Genomic DNA, 19,160 nt, shown 5'->3' with positions numbered 1-19,160 from the left:
CGACTTCGCCCTCATCGAGGACGATCAGACGACGGCCCGTCGCGGACAGGGCGGCCTCGACCAGCTCCACGTTCATCAGGCCCAACCGGTCCTTGCGCTCCACCACCACGCAGGTCACGTTCGGATCGGCCAGCAGACGACGCGCCTTCGTGCGCGCACCGTTCATGCCCGAGGCGATCTCGGACTCCACCCGCACGACCCGGTGACCGGCCGTCGCCGCCCACGCGGACAAGCGGGCAACCTGCCGCTCCAGGTCAGCTTTCTGGTCATGCGACCAGACACGGGCATACAGACCCAGCCCTCCGACCGCTTCCGGCGCGGCGTTCGACTCGACGTTCACCAGGATCGTGCGCGGACCGACCCGCTGAGCCGGCACCGGCAGCGTCCCCTCACGGAACCAGCGATACGCGGTCTGCGGATGCACGCCCTGCGTCTTCGCCCATTCCGTCAGATTCACACCCTGACAACGACACTCACTCAAACAGGGTTACGCTCACTTTCCCGACTTTGATGACCAGCAGTTGAAAACCCCGACCTCGGATTCCGGCTGCTTCTCCGTACGGTGAACGTCCTTTCCGTTCAGCTCACCGACGAACAGGTCGTCCGCTACAAGTCCTTCGGTGAGCGGTTCGGCTTCGGTGGCCGCCATGTCGAGGACGTGGTGGAGCACCTCATCCCGCGTGATGGAACAACGGACCCGGAGTCGTGCGACAAGTAGGGCACGCGACCGACATTCGCTGTCCAGGTTCCTCCGAAACCACCCTCCTGACGCATCCGACCCGGGACCTGAAGACCCCCGCCAGGACATCCGGGACATGGGAAGCTCTCTCGGAAAGAAGTGGGTGCGGAAGGGACCGCAGGGCGTGGGCGTCCGGGTCGGCGGGGAAGGTGCGGGCCAGCATCTGGAGGGCTGACATGGCAGACGATGTCGGGCTGACATGGCTGGCCGCGCAGTGCGACGACCCGGAGGACCTTCCCCCGGCGGAGCTCGACTGCCTCGCCCGGTACGGCCCGGTCGAGGCCATGATGCGCATCGCGGTGCGGTCCGTGAGCGAACTGGATCCCGTGGCGGCTTCGCACCTCGGACGGGACGTGAGGTGTCTGCTCGACACGTCCGTCCCGGACGGGACGCTTCGCACTGTGTGGCTCGGGGCCACGGACAACGTCTTCGATCCGGCCAGGGACGGCATCAGCCCCCGCACCTGGCTGCTCAGGGTCGAGGAGGCCTGGCTGTCGGCCGAGCGCCGCCGCGACGCCGCCTTCGTTGCTCCTCCGCCCGCCGCGGTGACCGACGAGGGACTGCGCTCCGACGTCGTACAGGCGGTCTATTCGATCGCCGGTGCCCTGACGAACGCCACCGAGAACCGGACCTATCCGATCCCGCTGTACGGCCTCGTGCCGGCGCTGGAGCAGGTCGTCCGGCTGTCCTGCGCGGACCTCGGTTTCCGGCTCCTCCTGCGTGCGTTGAAGGCGTCCTTCGTGGCGGTCGACGAGGCTCGTCATGCCTCGTTCCTCGCCCTCGGTGAACGCCTGGGGCACTCCAGGACGCTGGTGGACCACGGCCTGAACCTGGGCTGACAACGACGGCCGGAGGACACGATCCATGCCACAGCGACATCCGACGTACGTCGAACTGGGCTACTCCGGCGACTTCGGGCTCACCGCTCTGACAGAGCGGCTGTGCGCCCCGGACAGCCCCGCCGTCGACCTCCCGGCCGCGCTCGCGGTCGCGGCCCGGTCGGCGGAGGAGTCCGACGGCGAGGAAGCCGTGGAGTTGGAGGAGGACGCCCGTCGGCTGCTGGACGGCCTGTTGCCGGAGCATGTCCTCCACACGGTGTGGCTGGCCGCGGTCGGCCGGATCTTCGATCCGGCCGGCCACGGTATGGACATCCGCGCCTGGCTGCGCGCGGTCGCGGACGTGGCCACCGACCGCCTGCGGCGGAACAGGAGTTCCTACGTCCCGCCGCCGGTCCGTCCCGTGCGGGACGAGGAACTGTGCCGCGCGGTCGTGGCGGAGATCCGGGCTCTCGCCGTCGGACTGACCGGCGCCGCCGGACAGCCGGACCTTGTTCCGGGCCTGCTGCGGGTGGCCGGGCAGACCGACGCCGACCTGGGATTCCGCCTCTTCCTGCGGGCCCTGAAGGCCAACTCCGTACGGGTCTCGAAGGAGCGGTACGACATGTTCCTCGGCCTCGGCGAGCGGCTCGGGTACCCGGTCGGGGTCGTCCGCGACGGCCTCGACGTGGACTGGCCGCCCATCGACACCCAGCGCCGGGACACGGACTGGGACTTCGGCCTCTCCCGACTCGCCGGCAACGCCCACCAGGACTGGCGTGCCGACAGCGCCCGGAGAGAGATCCGTCGTGTGGCCGACGTCGACGAGCCCGGGCAGTCCCCGGGCTCGGCGGCGGCCCTCCTCCTGGAGGACGCGCTGCGCCTGCTGCACTCCCCCCTGCCGGACGACACGATCACGGCACTGTGGGTCGCCGTCACGGACGGGAACTCGCGCATCGACGGGCGCGAATGGCTGCGGCTCGTCGAGGAGGGGTGCCGGGAGCGGCTGAGGACGGCGGCTCCCTCCCACACCCCCGCCGTACCGCCGGCGGCGCCGACGGACTCGACCGCCGCGGTGCTGCGGGAACTCCGGGAAGCGGCGCCCGCGACGGCGGGGAAGGCCATCAGCCCCCACTGGCAGCCGGTCCCGGCCACGCAGGCCATGGCCGCGCTGGAGGATGTGGTCCGCCAGGTCGACCCCGACCTCGGATTCCGGCTGTTCGTCCGCCTCCTGATCGTCCTGTCCGTGCCGCTGACGCCGGAGCAGTACGAGCGGTACCGGGCCATCGGTGAACGGTTCGGATACGGCGAACACCACGTCGAGGAGATCGAGCACCTTGTCCAGTAGGACGACGGAACGACGGGAAATCTGGATCGACTTCGGGCTCAGCGGTCTCACCAAGTGGTTCGCCGCCCCCTGGGCCGGTGAGGTCACGCCCGGGGAACTGGTCACCGAGGCGGCGAACTGGGGGGACGGGGTCTACGCGCCCACGCTCCTGCGGGACGCCCTGCGGCTGCTGGAATCCCCTGTGCCCACACCGCTGATCGACCGGTTGTGGTGTGCGGCGACCGGACTGCCGTACGCCCCGGACACGGTGCCTGTGAACGGGCGTGCCTGGCTCGACGAGATCGTCCGCGTCTGCGCGGCACGGGTGCGCCTGGACGAGCCCGCCTTCACTCCCGCACCGCCGGAGCCACCGGCGGACGGACCTCTGAGGGAGGCGGTCCTGCGCGAGATCCGCGAGGCCGCGCCGGCCGTGGTGGACGCCGTCCGGGGCGGCGGCGTCGAGGTGGTGGGCGCTCTGGAACAGGTGGTCGTCCAGGTCGACCCCGACCTGGGGTTCCGCCTTCTCCTGCGAGTCCTCAAGGCGCACCTGGTCCCGATCACGGAGTCGCGGTACCTGCGGTACCACGAACTCGGTGAGCTCTTCGGCTACCACGAACTGGTCGTCGACGACGGCACACTGCAGTCGGTCCCGGACACGGACTGACGAACGCCCACACCGCTCGGCGTCGGACCGACCCCCGGCAATCCCCCGCGTGACGCATCCCACGCCCCCCTTCGTCCACACTCCCGTAACAATGGACCGTGATCTCTCCGGTCTCCCTGACGCGGAGCGCCCACCGGCACCGGCCGGAGGCGACTCCCTACGTCGACCTCACCCGCGCCGAGTGGAGCGCGCTGCGCGACAAGACTCCGCTGCCCCTGTCGGCGGAGGAAGTCGAGAAGCTGCGCGGCCTCGGCGACGTCATCGACCTCGACGAGGTACGGGACATCTACCTCCCGCTCTCCCGTCTCCTCAACCTCTACGTCCGCGCCACCGACGGCCTCAGAGGCGCGCTCAACACCTTCCTCGGCGAGCAGGGCTCCCAGTCCGGCACCCCCTTCGTCATAGGGGTCGCCGGCTCGGTGGCCGTCGGCAAGTCCACGGTCGCACGCCTGCTCCAGGCGCTGCTCTCCCGCTGGCCCGAGCACCCGCGCGTCGAGCTGGTCACCACCGACGGATTCCTGCTCCCCACCGAGGAACTGCAAGCCCGCGGCCTGATGTCGCGCAAGGGCTTCCCCGAGTCGTACGACCGCCGCGCCCTGACCCGCTTCGTCGCCGACATCAAGGCAGGCAAGGACGAGGTCACCGCGCCCGTCTACTCCCACCTCATCTACGACATCGTCCCCGGCGAACGGCTCGTCGTCCGCCGCCCCGACATCCTCATCGTCGAGGGCCTGAACGTCCTGCAGCCCGCCCTCCCCGGCAAGGACGGCCGCACCCGCGTCGGCCTCGCCGACTACTTCGACTTCAGCGTCTACGTCGACGCCGGCGCCGAGGACATCGAGAGCTGGTACCTCGACCGCTTCAGGAAGCTCCGCCACACGGCCTTCCAGAAGTCGGACTCGTACTTCCGCAAATACACCCAGGTCTCCGAGGAAGAGGCCCTCGCCTACGCCCGCGCCCTCTGGCGCACCATCAACAAGCCCAATCTGGTGGAGAACATCGCCCCCACCCGCGGCCGCGCCACCCTGATCCTGCGCAAGGGCCCGGACCACAAGGTGCGACGCCTGAGCCTGCGCAAGCTCTGACCGTTACGCTGCCGCCATGCTGCATCTCCGGGTGATCACACCGTCCGACAGGACCGACGACGTGATCCGCGTGATCGAGCAGACCGTCGGCACCACTCATCTGTGCGTGCTGACGGGCGCCGCCCGCAACCCCGCGGGGGACGTGGTGACTTGCGACGTCGCCCGGGAGGCCGGCGACGAACTCCTCAGCGAGCTGCAGCAACTGGGCCTCGAGGACACCGGCTCGATCGCGGTCGAGAACATCGACCTGTCGCTGTCGAAGCGGGCCACGCGGGCCGAGAAGGACGCCCCGGGCGAGGCCGCGGACGCCGTGCTGTGGGAACACCTGACCGACGCGACGCACGAGGAGTCGACCCTCTCCGTCACCTACCTCGCGTTCCTCACGCTCGCCACGATGATCGCGGCCTGCGGTGTCGTCCTCGACAACGCGATCCTGATCGTGGGCGCGATGGCGGTGGGCCCGGAGTTCGGCCCCCTGGCCGGCGTCTCGACCGCGGTCGTGCAACGCCGGCCCCGGCTCGCGCTGCGCTCCCTGATCGCGCTGCTGGTGGGCTTCGCCCTGGCGATGGCGGTGACGGTGGGCTTCAGCCACTTCATGGACGCCGTCGGCCTGTTCACCGAGGAGCAGTTGGAGGGCGAGCGGCCGCAGACCGGGTTCGTCTACGCCCCCGACTGGTTCTCCTTCGTGGTGGCGGTGCTGGCGGGCGCCGCCGGCACCCTTTCGCTGACCTCGTCGAAGTCAGGCGCGCTGGTGGGCGTGGCCATCTCCGTCACGACCGTCCCGGCGGCGGCGAACGCGGCGGTGGCCCTCAGCTACGGCGACACCGAGCAGACCGTCGGCTCCATCGAGCAGCTCCTGCTCAACCTACTCGGCATCCTTCTCGCCGGCACCCTCACGCTGCTGGCCCAGAAGTGGTTCTGGTCCGTACGACGCCGCCAGGTGAACGCCCCCTAGGGGCGCGGGGAACTGCGCGACCGACCACGGACAACCCGCGGCCCGGCACGACAGAGCCCCCCACCCCCGACCCGACATCATGCAACCGGCACTACCCCAGCGCCGACTTCACCGCGTCGGCCAGCCGCCCCGCCACGGACCGCGCCTGGTCGATGTCGGCCGCCTCGACCATCACGCGCACCAACGGCTCCGTCCCGGACGGCCGCAGCAGCACCCGCCCGGTGGCACCCAGCTCGCGCTCGGCCTCACCGACAGCCGCCGCCAGGTCGGCGGACGTGCTCACCCGCGACCTGTCGACGTCCGGCACATTGATCAGCACCTGCGGCAGCCGCTCCATCACGCCGGCCAGCTCCCGCAGGGACCGCCCGCTCTGCGCGACCCGCGCCGCGAGCAGCAGCCCGGTGAGCGTGCCGTCCCCGGTCGTCGCGTGGTCGAGGATGATCACGTGCCCGGACTGCTCACCACCGAGGGCGTAGTCGTGCTCCTTCATCTCCTCCAGGACGTACCGGTCGCCGACCGCGGTCTGCACCAGCTGGATGCCCTCGCGCTCCATGGCCAGCTTGAAGCCCAGATTCGACATCACGGTCGCGACAACGGTGCCGGAGCGCAGGGCGGAACGCTCCCGCATCGCCAGCGCGAGCACGGCCAGGATCTGGTCGCCGTCCACCTCCTCACCGGTGTGGTCCACGGCGAGGCACCGGTCCGCGTCACCGTCGTGCGCGACACCGAAGGCGGCCCCGTGCTCCAGCACCGCGGCCTTCAGCTGTCCCAGGTGCGTCGACCCGCACCCGTCGTTGATGTTCAGTCCGTCCGGTGCGGCCCCGATGGTGACGATCTCGGCGCCTGCCCGAGTGAAGGCCTCCGGCGACACCCGTGCCGCAGCCCCGTGCGCCTCGTCCAGGACGATCTTCAGTCCGTCCAGCCGGTTCGGCAGCGCGGCGACGAGGTGGCCGACGTACTGCTCGAACCCCTCCTCGTAGTCGCGCACCCGTCCGACGCCGGCCCCGGTCGGCCGCTCCCAGGGCTCACCGCGCCGGTGCTCCTCGTAGACGGTCTCGATCCGGTCCTCGAGGTCGTCCGCCAGCTTGTGCCCACCGCGCGCGAAGAACTTGACGCCGTTGTCCGGCATGGCGTTGTGGCTGGCGGAGAGCATGACGCCCAGGTCGGCCCCCAGCTCCCCCGTGAGATACGCCACCGCCGGCGTCGGCAGCACGCCGACCCGCAGGACGTCCACGCCTGCGCTGGCGAGGCCGGCGACCACCGCGGCCTCCAGGAACTCTCCGGAAGCGCGCGGGTCCCGCCCGACCACCGCTGTCGGCCGGTGGCCGGCGAAGGTGCCCGCCTCGGCCAGCACGTGGGCCGCCGCGACGGACAGACCGAGCGCCATCTCGGCCGTCAGATCCGCGTTGGCGACACCGCGCACGCCGTCCGTACCGAAGAGTCGTCCCACTTGTCCTCCTGAGGAAACGTCAGTCCCGGTAGCCCCGCGGGTGCGGCCCGTACTCGCGGCCCCGGATTCCCAGGCATACGATGCCTGACCATCCCATCACACAAGACTTTGAGCGTCTTGTGCCGTTATACGCCTGTGCCAGTTGATACACGAACGCCCCGGCGGCACAGTGGCGTGCCGCCGGGGCGTTCGGAGTACAGCCCGCGGTTTAGCGCTTGCTGTACTGCGGAGCCTTGCGGGCCTTCTTCAGACCGGCCTTCTTGCGCTCGACCGCACGGTCGTCGCGGCGCAGGAAGCCCGCCTTCTTCAGCGCGCCGCGGTTGTTGTCGACGTCGGCCTCGTTCAGCGCACGGGCGACACCGAGACGGAGCGCACCGGCCTGGCCGGAGACGCCGCCACCGGCGATACGGGCGATGACGTCGTAACGTCCCTCGAGCTCGAGCACCTTGAAGGGCTCGTTTACTTCCTGCTGGTGCACCTTGTTCGGGAAGTAGTCCTCGAGGGTGCGACCGTTGATCTTCCACTTGCCGGAGCCCGGAACGATCCGGACGCGGGCGATGGCGTTCTTGCGACGGCCCAGGCCGGCGGCCGGCTGCGGGTCGCCGAAGCGGGAGGCCATGGACTCCGAGGTGTACTCACCCTCGACGGGGACCTCGGACTCCGTGGTGTAGCTGTCGATGTCAAGCTCTTCGAGCGGCTGCTCGGCAGTGGTCTCGGCCACGATTCTCCTCAGATTCTCTTCAGTCTTAGGGGGTGGCCGGACTTACTGCGCGACCTGGGTGATCTCGAACGGAACCGGCTGCTGAGCACCGTGGGGGTGGTTCTCGCCGCGGTAGACCTTCAGCTTGGAGAGCATCTGACGGCCCAGGGTGTTCTTGGGAAGCATGCCCTTGACGGCCTTCTCGATGGCTTTCTCGGGGTTCTTGTCGAGCAGCTCGTCGTAACGGACGGAGCGCAGACCACCCGGGTAACCCGAGTGGCGGTACGCCATCTTCTGGGTCCGCTTGTTGCCGGAGAGGTGCACCTTGTCGGCGTTGATGATGACGACGAAGTCACCGGTGTCGACGTGGGGCGCGTAGATCGGCTTGTGCTTGCCCCGCAGAAGGGACGCGGCGGTGGTGGCGAGACGACCCAGGACGACGTCCTGAGCGTCGATGACGTGCCACTGGCGCGTCACATCGCCGGGCTTGGGGCTGTACGTACGCACGGTTCGTAGCCTTCGCTTCGAGTGAATGGTCCTGAACAGGTCACCGAAACGATCACGACAGCCCTGACCGCACTGCGGTGACGCAAACCGCGTGCTGGTCGCTGGTCATCGGCCCGGTGGACCGGTGTAAGGGCCCGTCCCGTGAGAATGAGCAAGCCAATACACAACGAAGAAGCAGGATACCTGTGGTGCGTCCACCCGGTCAAAACGGGTGCGCCACGACCACGGCATCCAGTTCTCATCCCCATTTTAAGGCCCCGCCACCCGCACTTCTTTCAGGGCCGCGCCCGCCCGCACCGCACCGTCACGGCCGCCGCACAGAAGGTGAGCGCCCGCCGCGCCCGCCGGCGCACCCGGGGCACGCAGCAACGCGGCACGACCAGCAGCAGAAGGTCGTACGACGGTCCCGGCACGCGGGTCCCCGAAAGCACCAGACCCACCGCCATCTCGACGAGAAACCCCCACAGGCCGCCCGCGACCCTTCGTACCAACCACCCGGAGATGCCGTATTTGCCCGTGCGCATGCAGCGAACGCTAGGGCTTCCAGGGCTCGTTGGGACGGACCAGCACACCCTCGGCCCGTCTAAACTGCGGCTCATGAGCTATGGGCAGGGGGGACCCCAGTCCCAGTGGGATCCCTGGAAACCGCAATCGCAGCAGCCCTGGAACGGCGGCAGCGACCAGACGCCGGACTGGGCGGCACTCGCCGAGGCGTCCGAGTCGCGCCACAAGCGCCGCCGGCTGCTGCTGATAGGCGGCGGCGCGCTCGCGACCGTCGCGGTGGGAGCCGCCGTCGCGGTGGCCGTCGTCTCCGCCAACGGCAACAGTGAGGCGTCTAACAGCCCGACCTCCCAGTTGCCCCCGACCGCCGACATCCCCAGCGAGTCCGGCGCCCCGGCGCCGTCCTTCGCGCCGACCAGCGCGCCTCCGCCGCTGGACCCGAAGGACTTCATCTCCAGCAAGGCCAAGGACACCGCTCCGCTCAGCGCGGCCGGTCTCTTCCCCGGCACCCAGCTGACCATGGGCGAGACGGTCTACAAGAAGGGGCCGACGGCCGACACCAAGAACTGCGCCACGGCCGCCGGAGGCAGCCTTCCCAAGGTGCTCAAGGCCAACGACTGCACCCGGCTGCTGCGCGTCACCTACACCAAGGACGGCATGGCCGTGACGGTGGGCGTGGCCGTCTTCGACACCGAGGCCCAGGCAGCCGAGGCCAAGGAGCAGGCCGACAGCAAGAGCATCGTGAAGTCGCTGTCCGGCGGAGGCGTCAAGGCCTTCTGCAACGCCGCGGTCTGCCGCTCCACGACCAACTCCTACGGCCGCTACGCCTACTTCACCATCGCCGGGTTCACGAACGGCAACGACGTGACCCCCAAGGACACCGCGGTCTTCTCCACCGGCGACGACCTGGCCGAGTTCTCCTTCCGCCAGATCCGCAGGCGGGGCGAGGCACAGGCCTCGGCGGCGGCGAACGAGTAGGGCACCGCTTCAGCAGCACCCCGCCGTGCCCGGCAACGACCGCTTGTTGCGCGCCTCCTTGCTGCGCGCGGCCAGCTGGTCGTCCGCCGGGTAGCCGACCTCCTCCAGCGTCAGCCCGTGCGGCCGTACGACATGCACCGCCGAGTCCCGTACGCCGGCGGCGAGCACCTTCCCCGGCCAGTCCGCCGGGCGGTGCCCGTCCCCCACGAACAGCAGCGCGCCTATCAGGGAGCGCACCATGTTGTGGCAGAAGGCGTCGGCCCGCACGGTCGCGGTGACGATCCCGTCGTCACCGCGCACCAGGCTCAGTTCCTGCAGCGTGCGGATGGTCGTGGCGCCCTCCCGCTTCTTGCAGTAGGCCGCGAAGTCGTGCTCCCCCAGCAGCGCCCGGGCCGCCTCGTTCATCGCGTCGACGTCGAGCGGCCAGTCGTGCCACAGGACATGGCCCCGCAGCAGCGGATCGACGCCCCCGGGGTTGTCGGTGACGCGGTAGGCGTAGCGGCGCCAGATGGCCGAGAAGCGGGCGTCGAAGCCGGCCGGGGCCTCCCGCAGTGCCCATACCCGCACGTCCTTCGGCAGCCGCCCGGCGAGCCGCTTGAGCAGCTTCTCCTTCTGCTCCGCCCACACGTCCCGGGGCAGATCGACGTGCGCCACCTGTCCCCGTGCGTGCACCCCGGCGTCGGTCCGCCCGGCCACGGTCAGCTCGTACGTCGTGTGCCGCGACCGCGTCACGGTCCGCAGCGCGTCCTCGATCTCGCCCTGCACGGTCCGCCGGCCGCCCGCCTGCTTGGCCCAGCCGGAGAACTCGGACCCGTCGTAGGACAGGTCGAGGCGGATACGCACATGGTCGGGCTGTACTTCGTCACTCACCCCTGGATCCTCTCACCCACAAAAAAGCGGGCCCGCCCCGAAGGACGGACCCGCTTCACGCAAGGCGGCTGCCTCAGGCGTCCTTGGACTCCTCGTCCTTGGACTCCTCGGCGGGAGCCTCGACGGCCTCGTCGGACGTGGCCTCAGCGGCCTCGTCCTTCTTGAGGGCGTCTTCCTTGACCGCACGCTTGGTGGCGGCCTCGGCCTCACCAGTGGCCTGCTGCGCGACCGTCAGGGCCTCGACCAGCTCGATGACGGCCATGGGCGCGTTGTCGCCACGACGGTTACCGATCTTGGTGATACGGGTGTAGCCACCCGGACGGTTCTCGTAGCGCGGGCCGATCTCGGTGAAGAGCGTGTGGACGATGCTCTTGTCCGTGATCACCTGGAGCACCTGACGGCGGTTGTGAAGGTCGCCCTTCTTCGCCTTGGTGACCAGACGCTCGGCGTAGGGACGCAGCTTGCGCGCCTTCGCCTCGGTGGTGGTGATACGGCCGTGCTCGAAGAGCGCCTTCGCGAGGTTCGCGAGGAGCAGCTTCTCGTGCGCGGCACTGCCGCCCATGCGGGCACCCTTGGTGGGCTTCGGCATTTTTTATCTCCTGTGTCTCTGCCCCGGCCGTATCAGGTACCGGGGTCAGTATCCGAGCGGGCGGTTGCCCTTCGGAGATCCGGAAGCAGCTCCGGAGGAGCGCTTCCGGAAGGGGCGCGGGGAACTGCGCGATCAAGCACAGCGCACCCGCACCCGAAAACGGACCGTCTGGCCCGAGCTGCTAGTACTGCTCGGTCTCGACGAACCCGGCGTCCGCGTCGTCGTCCGCGCCGAAGGCGTCCGCCGCGGCGGTCGGGTCGAATCCGGGCGGGCTGTCCTTGAGGGCCAGGCCCATGCCGGCCAGCTTCGCCTTGACCTCGTCGATCGACTTCGCACCGAAGTTACGGATGTCGAGCAGGTCGGCCTCGGAACGCGCCACGAGCTCACCCACGGAGTGGATGCCCTCGCGCTTGAGGCAGTTGTACGACCGAACGGTGAGCTCCAGCTCCTCGATAGGCAGCGCCAGATCGGCGGCCAGGGCGGCGTCCGTCGGGGACGGGCCCATGTCGATGCCCTCGGCGTCGATGTTCAGCTCGCGGGCGAGACCGAACAGCTCGACCAGGGTCTTGCCGGCCGACGCCATGGCGTCACGCGGCCGCATGGCCTGCTTGGTCTCGACGTCGACGATCAGCTTGTCGAAGTCGGTCCGCTGCTCGACACGCGTGGCCTCGACCTTGTACGTGACCTTGAGAACCGGCGAGTAGATCGAGTCGACCGGGATGCGCCCGATCTCCTGGCCGACCTGCTTGTTCTGCACGGCGGAGACGTAGCCGCGACCGCGCTCGACGGTCAGCTCCATCTCCAGCTTGCCCTTGCCGTTCAGCGTGGCGAGGACCAGGTCGGGGTTGTGCACCTCGACACCGGCCGGGGGCGCGATGTCGGCGGCGGTGACCAGACCCGGGCCCTGCTTGCGCAGGTACATCACGACCGGCTCGTCGTGCTCCGAGGAGACGACCAGCTGCTTGATGTTGAGGATCAGGTCGGTGACGTCCTCCTTGACGCCCGGCACGGTGGTGAACTCGTGCAGCACGCCGTCGATACGGATGGACGTGACCGCCGCACCCGGGATCGAGGACAGGAGGGTCCGGCGGAGGGAGTTGCCGAGGGTGTAGCCGAAGCCCGGCTCCAGCGGCTCGATCACGAACCGGGAGCGGAATTCGTCGACGACCTCTTCGGTCAACGAGGGACGCTGAGCGATCAGCATGTTGCGTTCCTTCTGTCAGGGGCGCCCGCTATTTGACGCCCTGAGCCATCGGGCGGTAGCCCGACGGTGATTCCTTACAAGGGTACGGGCGGTACGACCCCGAGGAGTCGTACCGCCCGAGAACCTCGGACCAAGCGGCCCGCGTCGAAGATCAGACGCGGCGGCGCTTGGGGGGACGGCAGCCGTTGTGCGGGGTCGGGGTGACGTCCTGGATGGAGCCGACCTCGAGACCGGTCGCCTGGAGCGAACGGATGGCGGTCTCACGACCGGAACCCGGGCCCTTGACGAACACGTCGACCTTGCGCATGCCGTGCTCCTGGGCGCGGCGGGCAGCCGACTCGGCGGCCATCTGCGCGGCGAACGGCGTGGACTTGCGGGAGCCCTTGAAGCCGACGTGGCCGGCGGAGGCCCAGGAGATCACGTTGCCCGAGGGGTCCGTGATCGAGACGATCGTGTTGTTGAACGTGCTCTTGATGTGCGCGTGGCCGTGAGCGACGTTCTTCTTTTCCTTGCGGCGCACCTTCTTGGCAGCGCCCTGACGACCCTTGGGGGGCATCTATAACTCCTACGGGAGGTGGTCGGTCCTACAGCGAAGACCGCTGGACGGCGAGTCCGCTGTGGACTACTTCTTGCCCGGCTTCTTCTTGCCGGCGATGGCGCGACGCGGGCCCTTGCGGGTACGGGCGTTCGTGCTGGTGCGCTGACCGCGGACGGGCAGACCGCGGCGGTGACGCAGACCCTGGTAGCAGCCGATCTCGACCTTGCGGCGGATGTCGGCCTGGATCTCGCGACGGAGGTCACCCTCGGTCTTGATGTTGTTGTCGACGTACTCGCGGATCGCGACGAGCTGCTCTTCGCTCAGGTCGCGGACGCGGGTGTTCGGGTCGATGCCCGTGGCGGCCAGCGTCGCCTGCGAGAGGGTCCGGCCGATGCCGAACACGTAGGTGAGGGCGACCTCCACGCGCTTTTCGCGCGGGATGTCGACACCGGAAACGCGTGCCATGCAATGGCTCCTGGTGATCTTCGGAGGTCTTCCACAGGACCGGTTCCCAGCCGCCGTATCAGGTACGAACTGGGTCCCCGGCCTCCGACCGGGGGTGTCGAGCCGACGCGCGGCTCGGGCCCTGCGTATGAACATGTTGCTCGCGTCGCGCGAATCTCTGCGAAAGCGGTGCAGAGGGAGAGGTCCTGCGGTCAGCCCTGGCGCTGCTTGTGGCGCGGGTTGTCGCAGATGACCATGACCCGGCCGTGACGGCGGATCACCCTGCACTTGTCGCAGATCTTCTTGACGCTCGGCTTGACCTTCATGGGGTGAGGTTCTCCGGGTCAGTTGCCGACGGCCCCGCGTCGGAACGCGGGGCGAAGGCAAGATCTACTTGTACCGGTAGACGATCCGGCCACGCGTGAGGTCGTACGGGGAAAGCTCCACCACGACCCGGTCGTCAGGGAGGATGCGGATGTAGTGCATGCGCATCTTGCCGCTGATGTGTGCCAGGACCTGGTGGCCGTTCTGGAGCTCGACCTTGAACATGGCGTTCGGCAGAGACTCGACGACGGTGCCCTCGATCTCGATGGCACCTTGCTTCTTGGCCACGCTTTGCCCTTCGGAATCGACTACCTTGATCGACCCCTGGACTTTTCCCTTAAGGGCGCATGCAGGCATGCGGGTGCACAGGAGCCGACGAGTCAGTCTACGTCAGTGCACCCGGAAAGACGAATCGAGGCAGTCTGCCCCAAGCCCATGGTCATTAAGCGACCGGATCCGGCGCCGCCGTGATCCCGTGCTCCGCGAGCTCGGCCCGGCCGCCGGCCCGTCCTCGACGCCGCCCTCGCGGGCTCGGCGCCAGGGGCGCCTCACTGGCATCGCCCGGCTGCGCCGGCCTCCGGCCGCGGCGGTCGTGGACGGGGCCACCGTCAGGCCGACGGATCCGGCGCCGCCGTGATCCCGTACTCCGCGAGCTTGGCCCGGCCGCCGTCGGGGGCCGTCAGGACCAGGGGGCCCTGTTCGGTCAGGGCGACGGAGTGCTCCCAGTGGGAGGACCAGGTGCCGTCGGTCGTGATGACCGTCCAGTCGTCCTTGAGGACCTCGGTCCTCGGAGTGCCCAGCGACACCATCGGCTCGATGGCCAGGCAGAAGCCGGGCACCAGCTTCGCGCCCTTGCCCCGCCGCCTGTCGACGTAGTTCAGCAGGTGCGGGTCCATGTGCATCTCGGTGCCGATGCCGTGGCCGCCGTAGTCCTCGATGATCCCGTAGCGACCGCCGCCGGGCTTCGGCTGGCGGCGGATGTAGGTCTCGATGGCCCGGGAGACGTCGACGAGCCGGTTGCCCTGCTTCATGGCCGCGATGCCGGCCCACATCGACTCCTCGGTCACCCGGGACAGCTCGATCAGCTCCGGGGCGTGACCGGAGCCCACGAAGACCGTGTACGCCGCGTCGCCGTGCCAGCCGTCGACGACCGCGCCGCAGTCGACGGAGATGATGTCGCCGTCCTTGAGGACGACGTCCCCGGACGGGATGCCGTGCACCACGACCTCGTTCACCGAGGTGCAGATGGTCGCGGGGAAGCCGCCGTACCCCAGGAAGTTCGACTTGGCGCCGTGCTCCGCGAGCACCTTGCGCGCGACCTCGTCCAGATCCTTGGTGCTGGCCCCGGGCACCGCCGCCGCACGCGTGGCCGCGTGAATGGCGGCGACGACCAACCCGGCCTCACGCATCTTGGCGATCTGCTCGGGACTCTTGATCTGCACCATGAGGACGACGGCCTTTCTGGACCGGGAGGGGACGGACTGCTTCCACGATACGGGGCGGCCGGTGCCGCCCACCCAACGCAGCGGCCGCGGCCCCTCAGTGGGGACCGCGGCCGCCGACCACGTACGACGAACGACTACTGACCGTCGTCCTCGCGCTTGAGCGCCTCCAGCGCGCGACCCGTGACCTCGTCGACCGCGCCCATCGCGGAGATGGTCACGACCAGCCCCTGCGCCTTGTAGTAGTCGATGATCGGCTCGGTCTGCGTGTGGTAGACCTCCAGCCGCTTGCGCACGGTCTCCTCGGTGTCGTCGTCCCGCTGGTACAGCTCGCCGCCGCAGACGTCGCAGACGCCCTCCTTCTTCGGCGCGCTGTACGTCACGTGGAAGACGTGAGCGGAGTCCTTGCGGCAGATGCGCCGCCCGGCGATCCGCTTGACGACCTCCGCCTCGGGCGCCTCCAGGTCGAGCACCGCGTCCAGGGTGATGCCCTCGCTCTGGAGCAGCTCGTCGAGCGCCTCGGCCTGCGAGACGTTGCGCGGGAAACCGTCCAGCAGGAAGCCGTTCTCGGCGTCCGGCTGTTCCATGCGGTCCTTCGCCATGGCGATGGTGACCTCGTCCGGCACCAGGTTGCCGGCGTCCATGTAGGACTTCGCCAGCTTGCCGAGCTCCGTCTGCCGACTGATGTTGGCCCGGAACAGATCGCCCGTGGAGATGTGCGGGATCGACAGCTTCTCGGCAAGGCGAGTGGCCTGCGTTCCCTTACCGGCACCCGGCGGCCCGACGAGGACGATTCGCATCAGCGGAGGAACCCTTCGTAATTGCGCTGCTGGAGCTGGCTCTCGATCTGCTTCACCGTCTCGAGGCCGACACCCACGATGATCAGGATGCTGGTGCCGCCGAACGGGAAGTTCTGGTCTGCATCGAAACCAACCAACGCCATCGTCGGGACGAGAGCGATCAGACCCAGATACAGCGAACCCGGCCAGGTGATCCGGTTGAGTACGTAGCTCAGATACTCAGCCGTCGGTCGGCCAGCCCGGATGCCCGGGATGAAGCCACCATACTTCTTCATGTTGTCGGCGACTTCTTCAGGGTTGAACGTGATGGCCACGTAGAAGAAGGCGAAGAAGATGATCAGGAAGAAGTAGAGGGTGATGTGCAGCGGGGAGTCCGGCAGCGCGAGGTTCTGCTCGATCCAGGTCTTCCAGCCGGCGTTCCCACCGGAGAACTGCGCGATCAGCGCGGGGATGTACAGCAGCGACGAGGCGAAGATCACGGGGATGATGCCCGCCTGGTTGACCTTCAGCGGGATGTAGGTCGACGTGCCGCCGTAGGAACGGCGGCCGATCATGCGCTTCGCGTACTGGACCGGGATACGGCGCTGAGCCTGCTCGACGAAGACCACCAGGCCGATCATGACCAGGCCCACGGCGACCACGGTGCCGAACTCGATCCAGCCGTCGGCCAGCGTGCCCTGCTGCTTGATGGCCCACAGGGCGCCCGGGAAGGTGGCGGCGATCGAGATGAACATCAGGATCGACATGCCGTTGCCGATGCCACGGTCGGTGATGAGCTCGCCGAGCCACATCACGACGGCCGTACCGGCGGTCATGACGATCACCATGGTGACGGTGACGAAGATCGACTGGTCGGGGACGATCTGGCCGGCGACCGGGCAACCCTGGAAGAGGGCACCGCTGCGGGCGGTGGCGACGAGGCCGGTGCCCTGGAGGACGGCGAGCGCGACGGTCAGGTAGCGGGTGTACTGCGTGATCTTCGCCGTACCCGTCTGGCCCTCCTTCTTGAGGGCTTCGAGGCGGGGGATCACCACCGTCAGGAGTTGCAGGATGATGCTCGCGGTGATGTACGGCATGATGCCGAGCGCGAAGATCGTGATCTGCAGCAGAGCGCCGCCGCTGAACATGTTGACCAGACCGAACAGACCCTGGTTGCCCTTGGCTACGTCGATACAGGTCTGGACGTTCTGGTAGTCGACGCCCGGAATCGGGACGTGGGTACCGAGTCGGTACACCACGATGATGCCGAGCGTGAAGAGCAGCTTCTTGCGCAGGTCGGGCGTCTTGAACGCCCGGGCGAACGCGGTGAGCACGGTGCCTCCTGCGACCCCCGCGCGTCTGCGGCAAGGGTGACGGTCTTGAGGTTCCAATAGAACAACGACAGGGATAACGGTCAACTGCCCGTCAAAGTGCCCGAGGTGCGACAGCTGTGAAAGTTGGCAGTGCAGGCCACCTTACCCGCGGGACTGCCACCCTTGGAACGACCAACCGGGGATACCCCATTTGTGGGGTATCCCCGGTCGGGATCGCTCAAGTCATCGAGTCGCCTGTTGCGTTCAGACGAGCTCGGTGACGGTACCGCCGGCGGCGGTGATCTTCTCCTTGGCGGAGCCGGAGACGGCGTCGACCGTCACCTGCAGCGCCACGGAGATCTCGCCCTGGCCGAGGACCTTGACGAGGCTGTTCTTGCGAACGGCACCCTTGGCCACCAGACCCTCGACGGTGACCTCGCCACCCTCGGGGTAGAGCGCGGCCAGCTTGTCGAGGTTCACGACCTGGAACTCGGTCTTGAACGGGTTCTTGAAGCCCTTCAGCTTCGGAAGACGCATGTGGAGGGGCATCTGGCCACCCTCGAAGCGCTCCGGAACCTGGTAACGAGCCTTCGTACCCTTGGTACCACGACCGGCCGTCTTACCCTTCGACGCCTCACCACGACCCACACGGGTCTTGGCGGTCTTGGCGCCCGGGGCGGGACGGAGGTTGTGGATCTTGAGCGGGTTGTTCTCCGCCATGATCAGTCGACCTCCTCGACCGACACGAGGTGGCGGACGGTGTGCACCATGCCGCGGAACTCGGGGCGGTCCTCCTTGACGACCTGCGTGTTGATGCCCTTGAGGCCAAGGGAACGCAGGGTGTCACGGTGGTTCTGCTTGCTGCCGATGTAGGACTTGACCTGCGTAATCTTGAGCTGCGCCATGATTACGCACCCGCCCCTGCACGTGCGCGGAGAAGCGCCGCGGGAGCGACGTCCTCGAGGGGCAGACCGCGGCGGGCCGCGATCTCCTCGGGACGCTGCAGACCCTTCAGGGCCTCCACGGTCGCGTGCACGATGTTGATCGCGTTCGACGAGCCGAGCGACTTCGACAGGATGTCGTGCACGCCGGCGCACTCGAGCACGGCACGCACCGGGCCACCGGCGATGACGCCGGTACCGGGGGAGGCAGGCTTGAGCAGGACGACGCCCGCTGCCTTCTCGCCCGTGATCGGGTGCGGGATGGTGCCCTGGATACGGGGGACCTTGAAGAAGTGCTTCTTGGCCTCCTCAACACCCTTGGCGATGGCGGCCGGCACCTCCTTGGCCTTGCCGTAACCGACACCCACGGTGCCGTCACCGTCGCCCACCACGACCAGCGCGGTGAAGCTGAAGCGACGACCACCCTTCACAACCTTGGCGACACGGTTGATCGCGACGACACGCTCAACGTAAGCGGTCTTCTCGGCGGCGGCTGCGCCACCGTCACGACCCTTACGGTCCCGCCGCTCGCCGCCACCGGCACCGCCACCGCGGCGCTGGGGTCCAGCCATTGGATTACCTCTCTCTTTCCGCTAGCTACGAGCGGCTCAGAACTTGAGTCCGGCTTCGCGGGCGGCGTCCGCCAGGGCGGCAATGCGCCCGGCGTACTGGTTGCCACCACGGTCGAACACGACGGCCTCGACGCCCGCGGCCTTGGCGCGCTCGGCGACCAGGGCCCCGACCTGCTTGGCCTGCGTGGACTTGTCGCCCTCGCCACCGCGCACCGAGGTGTCCAGGGTGGACGCCGACGCCAGGGTGTGACCCTTGATGTCGTCGATCACCTGGGCCACGATGTGGCGGTTGGAGCGGGTAACGACCAGACGGGGACGCTCCGCCGTACCGGCGATCCGCTTGCGGATCCGGATGTGACGGCGCTTGATCGCGGCGCGCTTGTAGGCGTCGCCCTTGAGGATCTTCTGTCCGTATGCCATGGC

General features: G+C 68.6%; 26 protein-coding genes. 7 read left to right on the top strand and 19 right to left on the bottom strand.

The genetic code is table 11. The annotated features are described in order from the left end of the window. Nucleotides 1-457, bottom strand: a 457-nt coding sequence (locus ACWCPM_RS26710) for an IS607 family transposase (RefSeq protein WP_450978788.1), incomplete at its 3' end; no start/stop codon positions are given. 105 nt (nt 458-562) lie between these two features. On the opposite strand from ACWCPM_RS26710, the gene ACWCPM_RS26705 reads away from it, so the two are divergent. From ACWCPM_RS26705 to ACWCPM_RS26680, 6 genes are all read left to right on the top strand, one after another. Next, nucleotides 563-718, top strand: coding sequence for a hypothetical protein (locus ACWCPM_RS26705; RefSeq protein WP_450978787.1), 156 nt, complete (start codon nt 563-565; stop codon nt 716-718). A gap of 197 nt (nt 719-915) precedes the next feature. Next, nucleotides 916-1,578 carry a hypothetical protein gene (locus tag ACWCPM_RS26700; protein WP_450978786.1) on the top strand — a complete coding sequence of 221 codons (663 nt, stop codon included), beginning with the start codon at nt 916-918 and terminating at the stop codon, nt 1,576-1,578. A 25-nt stretch (nt 1,579-1,603) separates the two neighbouring features. Continuing rightward, the gene (locus ACWCPM_RS26695) at nt 1,604-2,902 is read left to right on the top strand and encodes a hypothetical protein (RefSeq protein ID WP_450978785.1); all 1,299 of its coding nucleotides are present in this window, start codon (nt 1,604-1,606) and stop codon (nt 2,900-2,902) included. Then, nucleotides 2,892-3,545: a hypothetical protein gene (locus tag ACWCPM_RS26690; RefSeq protein ID WP_450978784.1), complete on the top strand. Its 654-nt coding sequence runs from the start codon at nt 2,892-2,894 to the stop codon at nt 3,543-3,545. Before ACWCPM_RS26695 ends, ACWCPM_RS26690 begins: the two co-directional genes overlap by 11 nt. A gap of 98 nt (nt 3,546-3,643) precedes the next feature. Further along, the gene (coaA, locus tag ACWCPM_RS26685; protein ID WP_450978783.1) at nt 3,644-4,630 is read left to right on the top strand and encodes a type I pantothenate kinase; all 987 of its coding nucleotides are present in this window, start codon (nt 3,644-3,646) and stop codon (nt 4,628-4,630) included. 16 nt (nt 4,631-4,646) lie between these two features. Further along, nucleotides 4,647-5,585, top strand: coding sequence for a DUF389 domain-containing protein (locus tag ACWCPM_RS26680; RefSeq protein WP_450978782.1), 939 nt, complete (start codon nt 4,647-4,649; stop codon nt 5,583-5,585). 91 nt (nt 5,586-5,676) lie between these two features. Here the strand turns inward: ACWCPM_RS26680 and glmM are convergent, their stop codons facing one another. From glmM to ACWCPM_RS26660, 4 genes are all read right to left on the bottom strand, one after another. Beyond that, entirely contained in the window at nt 5,677-7,035 is a 1,359-nt protein-coding gene (gene glmM / locus ACWCPM_RS26675) for a phosphoglucosamine mutase (protein ID WP_450978781.1), read from the bottom strand. Nucleotides 7,036-7,243: 208 nt separating this feature from the next. Then, nucleotides 7,244-7,756, bottom strand: a complete 513-nt coding sequence (gene rpsI / locus ACWCPM_RS26670; protein WP_401679793.1) for a 30S ribosomal protein S9 — start codon at nt 7,754-7,756, stop codon at nt 7,244-7,246. 42 nt (nt 7,757-7,798) lie between these two features. Then, nucleotides 7,799-8,242, bottom strand: a complete 444-nt coding sequence (gene rplM, locus ACWCPM_RS26665) for a 50S ribosomal protein L13 (RefSeq protein ID WP_450978780.1) — start codon at nt 8,240-8,242, stop codon at nt 7,799-7,801. A gap of 275 nt (nt 8,243-8,517) precedes the next feature. Then, the gene (locus tag ACWCPM_RS26660; protein ID WP_450978779.1) at nt 8,518-8,766 is read right to left on the bottom strand and encodes a hypothetical protein; all 249 of its coding nucleotides are present in this window, start codon (nt 8,764-8,766) and stop codon (nt 8,518-8,520) included. A gap of 73 nt (nt 8,767-8,839) precedes the next feature. Between ACWCPM_RS26660 and ACWCPM_RS26655 the strand changes: the two genes are divergently transcribed. Then, nucleotides 8,840-9,721, top strand: coding sequence for a hypothetical protein (locus ACWCPM_RS26655; protein WP_450978778.1), 882 nt, complete (start codon nt 8,840-8,842; stop codon nt 9,719-9,721). A 9-nt stretch (nt 9,722-9,730) separates the two neighbouring features. On the opposite strand, the gene truA is transcribed toward ACWCPM_RS26655, so the two are convergent. The 14 genes from truA to rplR form a co-directional block, all read right to left on the bottom strand. Continuing rightward, nucleotides 9,731-10,591 carry a tRNA pseudouridine(38-40) synthase TruA gene (truA, locus tag ACWCPM_RS26650; RefSeq protein ID WP_450978777.1) on the bottom strand — a complete coding sequence of 287 codons (861 nt, stop codon included), beginning with the start codon at nt 10,589-10,591 and terminating at the stop codon, nt 9,731-9,733. 73 nt (nt 10,592-10,664) lie between these two features. Next, on the bottom strand, nt 10,665-11,180 hold the full coding sequence (gene rplQ, locus ACWCPM_RS26645) for a 50S ribosomal protein L17 (RefSeq protein WP_450978776.1): 516 nt from the start codon (nt 11,178-11,180) through the stop codon (nt 10,665-10,667). A 181-nt stretch (nt 11,181-11,361) separates the two neighbouring features. Beyond that, a complete protein-coding gene (locus tag ACWCPM_RS26640; protein WP_003966937.1) occupies nt 11,362-12,384 on the bottom strand; it encodes a DNA-directed RNA polymerase subunit alpha in 1,023 nt (340 codons plus the stop codon). Nucleotides 12,385-12,535: 151 nt separating this feature from the next. Beyond that, nucleotides 12,536-12,940 carry a 30S ribosomal protein S11 gene (gene rpsK, locus ACWCPM_RS26635; RefSeq protein ID WP_003956432.1) on the bottom strand — a complete coding sequence of 135 codons (405 nt, stop codon included), beginning with the start codon at nt 12,938-12,940 and terminating at the stop codon, nt 12,536-12,538. Between the two features lie 66 nt (nt 12,941-13,006). After that, nucleotides 13,007-13,387 (bottom strand): 30S ribosomal protein S13, encoded by a 381-nt coding sequence (gene rpsM / locus ACWCPM_RS26630; protein ID WP_365451851.1) that lies wholly within the window; start codon nt 13,385-13,387, stop codon nt 13,007-13,009. A gap of 191 nt (nt 13,388-13,578) precedes the next feature. Next, nucleotides 13,579-13,692, bottom strand: coding sequence for a 50S ribosomal protein L36 (gene rpmJ, locus ACWCPM_RS26625; RefSeq protein WP_003974245.1), 114 nt, complete (start codon nt 13,690-13,692; stop codon nt 13,579-13,581). Between the two features lie 64 nt (nt 13,693-13,756). Beyond that, entirely contained in the window at nt 13,757-13,978 is a 222-nt protein-coding gene (infA, locus tag ACWCPM_RS26620) for a translation initiation factor IF-1 (protein ID WP_003948620.1), read from the bottom strand. A gap of 320 nt (nt 13,979-14,298) precedes the next feature. Next, entirely contained in the window at nt 14,299-15,135 is an 837-nt protein-coding gene (map, locus tag ACWCPM_RS26615) for a type I methionyl aminopeptidase (protein WP_450978775.1), read from the bottom strand. Nucleotides 15,136-15,269: 134 nt separating this feature from the next. Then, a complete protein-coding gene (locus ACWCPM_RS26610; protein ID WP_450978774.1) occupies nt 15,270-15,932 on the bottom strand; it encodes an adenylate kinase in 663 nt (220 codons plus the stop codon). Further along, on the bottom strand, nt 15,932-17,245 hold the full coding sequence (secY, locus tag ACWCPM_RS26605) for a preprotein translocase subunit SecY (RefSeq protein WP_450978773.1): 1,314 nt from the start codon (nt 17,243-17,245) through the stop codon (nt 15,932-15,934). The genes ACWCPM_RS26610 and secY overlap by 1 nt, the downstream gene beginning before the upstream one ends. A gap of 243 nt (nt 17,246-17,488) precedes the next feature. After that, nucleotides 17,489-17,944, bottom strand: coding sequence for a 50S ribosomal protein L15 (gene rplO / locus ACWCPM_RS26600; RefSeq protein WP_003974249.1), 456 nt, complete (start codon nt 17,942-17,944; stop codon nt 17,489-17,491). Between the two features lie 2 nt (nt 17,945-17,946). Next, entirely contained in the window at nt 17,947-18,129 is a 183-nt protein-coding gene (rpmD, locus tag ACWCPM_RS26595) for a 50S ribosomal protein L30 (protein ID WP_006140898.1), read from the bottom strand. Between the two features lie 2 nt (nt 18,130-18,131). Further along, on the bottom strand, nt 18,132-18,737 hold the full coding sequence (rpsE, locus tag ACWCPM_RS26590; protein ID WP_046704422.1) for a 30S ribosomal protein S5: 606 nt from the start codon (nt 18,735-18,737) through the stop codon (nt 18,132-18,134). 36 nt (nt 18,738-18,773) lie between these two features. After that, a complete protein-coding gene (gene rplR, locus ACWCPM_RS26585) occupies nt 18,774-19,157 on the bottom strand; it encodes a 50S ribosomal protein L18 (protein ID WP_401679765.1) in 384 nt (127 codons plus the stop codon). Nucleotides 19,158-19,160: the final 3 nt, after the last annotated feature.

Source organism: Streptomyces sp. NPDC002309 (genome assembly GCF_053593375.1).
This window is presented reverse-complemented; position numbering and strand designations above follow the sequence as displayed.

What these genes read in the sequence shown, in the direction of transcription:
- rpmJ (WP_003974245.1), bottom strand. Translation starts at nt 13,692, where the DNA reads ATGAAGGTCAAGCCGAGCGTCAAGAAGATCTGCGACAAGTGCAGGGTG.
- ACWCPM_RS26655 (WP_450978778.1), top strand. Translation starts at nt 8,840, where the DNA reads ATGAGCTATGGGCAGGGGGGACCCCAGTCCCAGTGGGATCCCTGGAAA.
- ACWCPM_RS26610 (WP_450978774.1), bottom strand. Translation starts at nt 15,932, where the DNA reads ATGCGAATCGTCCTCGTCGGGCCGCCGGGTGCCGGTAAGGGAACGCAG.
- rplR (WP_401679765.1), bottom strand. Translation starts at nt 19,157, where the DNA reads ATGGCATACGGACAGAAGATCCTCAAGGGCGACGCCTACAAGCGCGCC.
- ACWCPM_RS26640 (WP_003966937.1), bottom strand. Translation starts at nt 12,384, where the DNA reads ATGCTGATCGCTCAGCGTCCCTCGTTGACCGAAGAGGTCGTCGACGAA.
- map (WP_450978775.1), bottom strand. Translation starts at nt 15,135, where the DNA reads ATGGTGCAGATCAAGAGTCCCGAGCAGATCGCCAAGATGCGTGAGGCC.
- ACWCPM_RS26660 (WP_450978779.1), bottom strand. Translation starts at nt 8,766, where the DNA reads ATGCGCACGGGCAAATACGGCATCTCCGGGTGGTTGGTACGAAGGGTC.
- rpsE (WP_046704422.1), bottom strand. Translation starts at nt 18,737, where the DNA reads ATGGCTGGACCCCAGCGCCGCGGTGGCGGTGCCGGTGGCGGCGAGCGG.
- ACWCPM_RS26700 (WP_450978786.1), top strand. Translation starts at nt 916, where the DNA reads ATGGCAGACGATGTCGGGCTGACATGGCTGGCCGCGCAGTGCGACGAC.
- rplQ (WP_450978776.1), bottom strand. Translation starts at nt 11,180, where the DNA reads ATGCCGAAGCCCACCAAGGGTGCCCGCATGGGCGGCAGTGCCGCGCAC.
- rpmD (WP_006140898.1), bottom strand. Translation starts at nt 18,129, where the DNA reads ATGGCGCAGCTCAAGATTACGCAGGTCAAGTCCTACATCGGCAGCAAG.
- rplO (WP_003974249.1), bottom strand. Translation starts at nt 17,944, where the DNA reads ATGGCGGAGAACAACCCGCTCAAGATCCACAACCTCCGTCCCGCCCCG.
- ACWCPM_RS26695 (WP_450978785.1), top strand. Translation starts at nt 1,604, where the DNA reads ATGCCACAGCGACATCCGACGTACGTCGAACTGGGCTACTCCGGCGAC.
- ACWCPM_RS26680 (WP_450978782.1), top strand. Translation starts at nt 4,647, where the DNA reads ATGCTGCATCTCCGGGTGATCACACCGTCCGACAGGACCGACGACGTG.
- rpsK (WP_003956432.1), bottom strand. Translation starts at nt 12,940, where the DNA reads ATGCCCCCCAAGGGTCGTCAGGGCGCTGCCAAGAAGGTGCGCCGCAAG.
- rpsM (WP_365451851.1), bottom strand. Translation starts at nt 13,387, where the DNA reads ATGGCACGCGTTTCCGGTGTCGACATCCCGCGCGAAAAGCGCGTGGAG.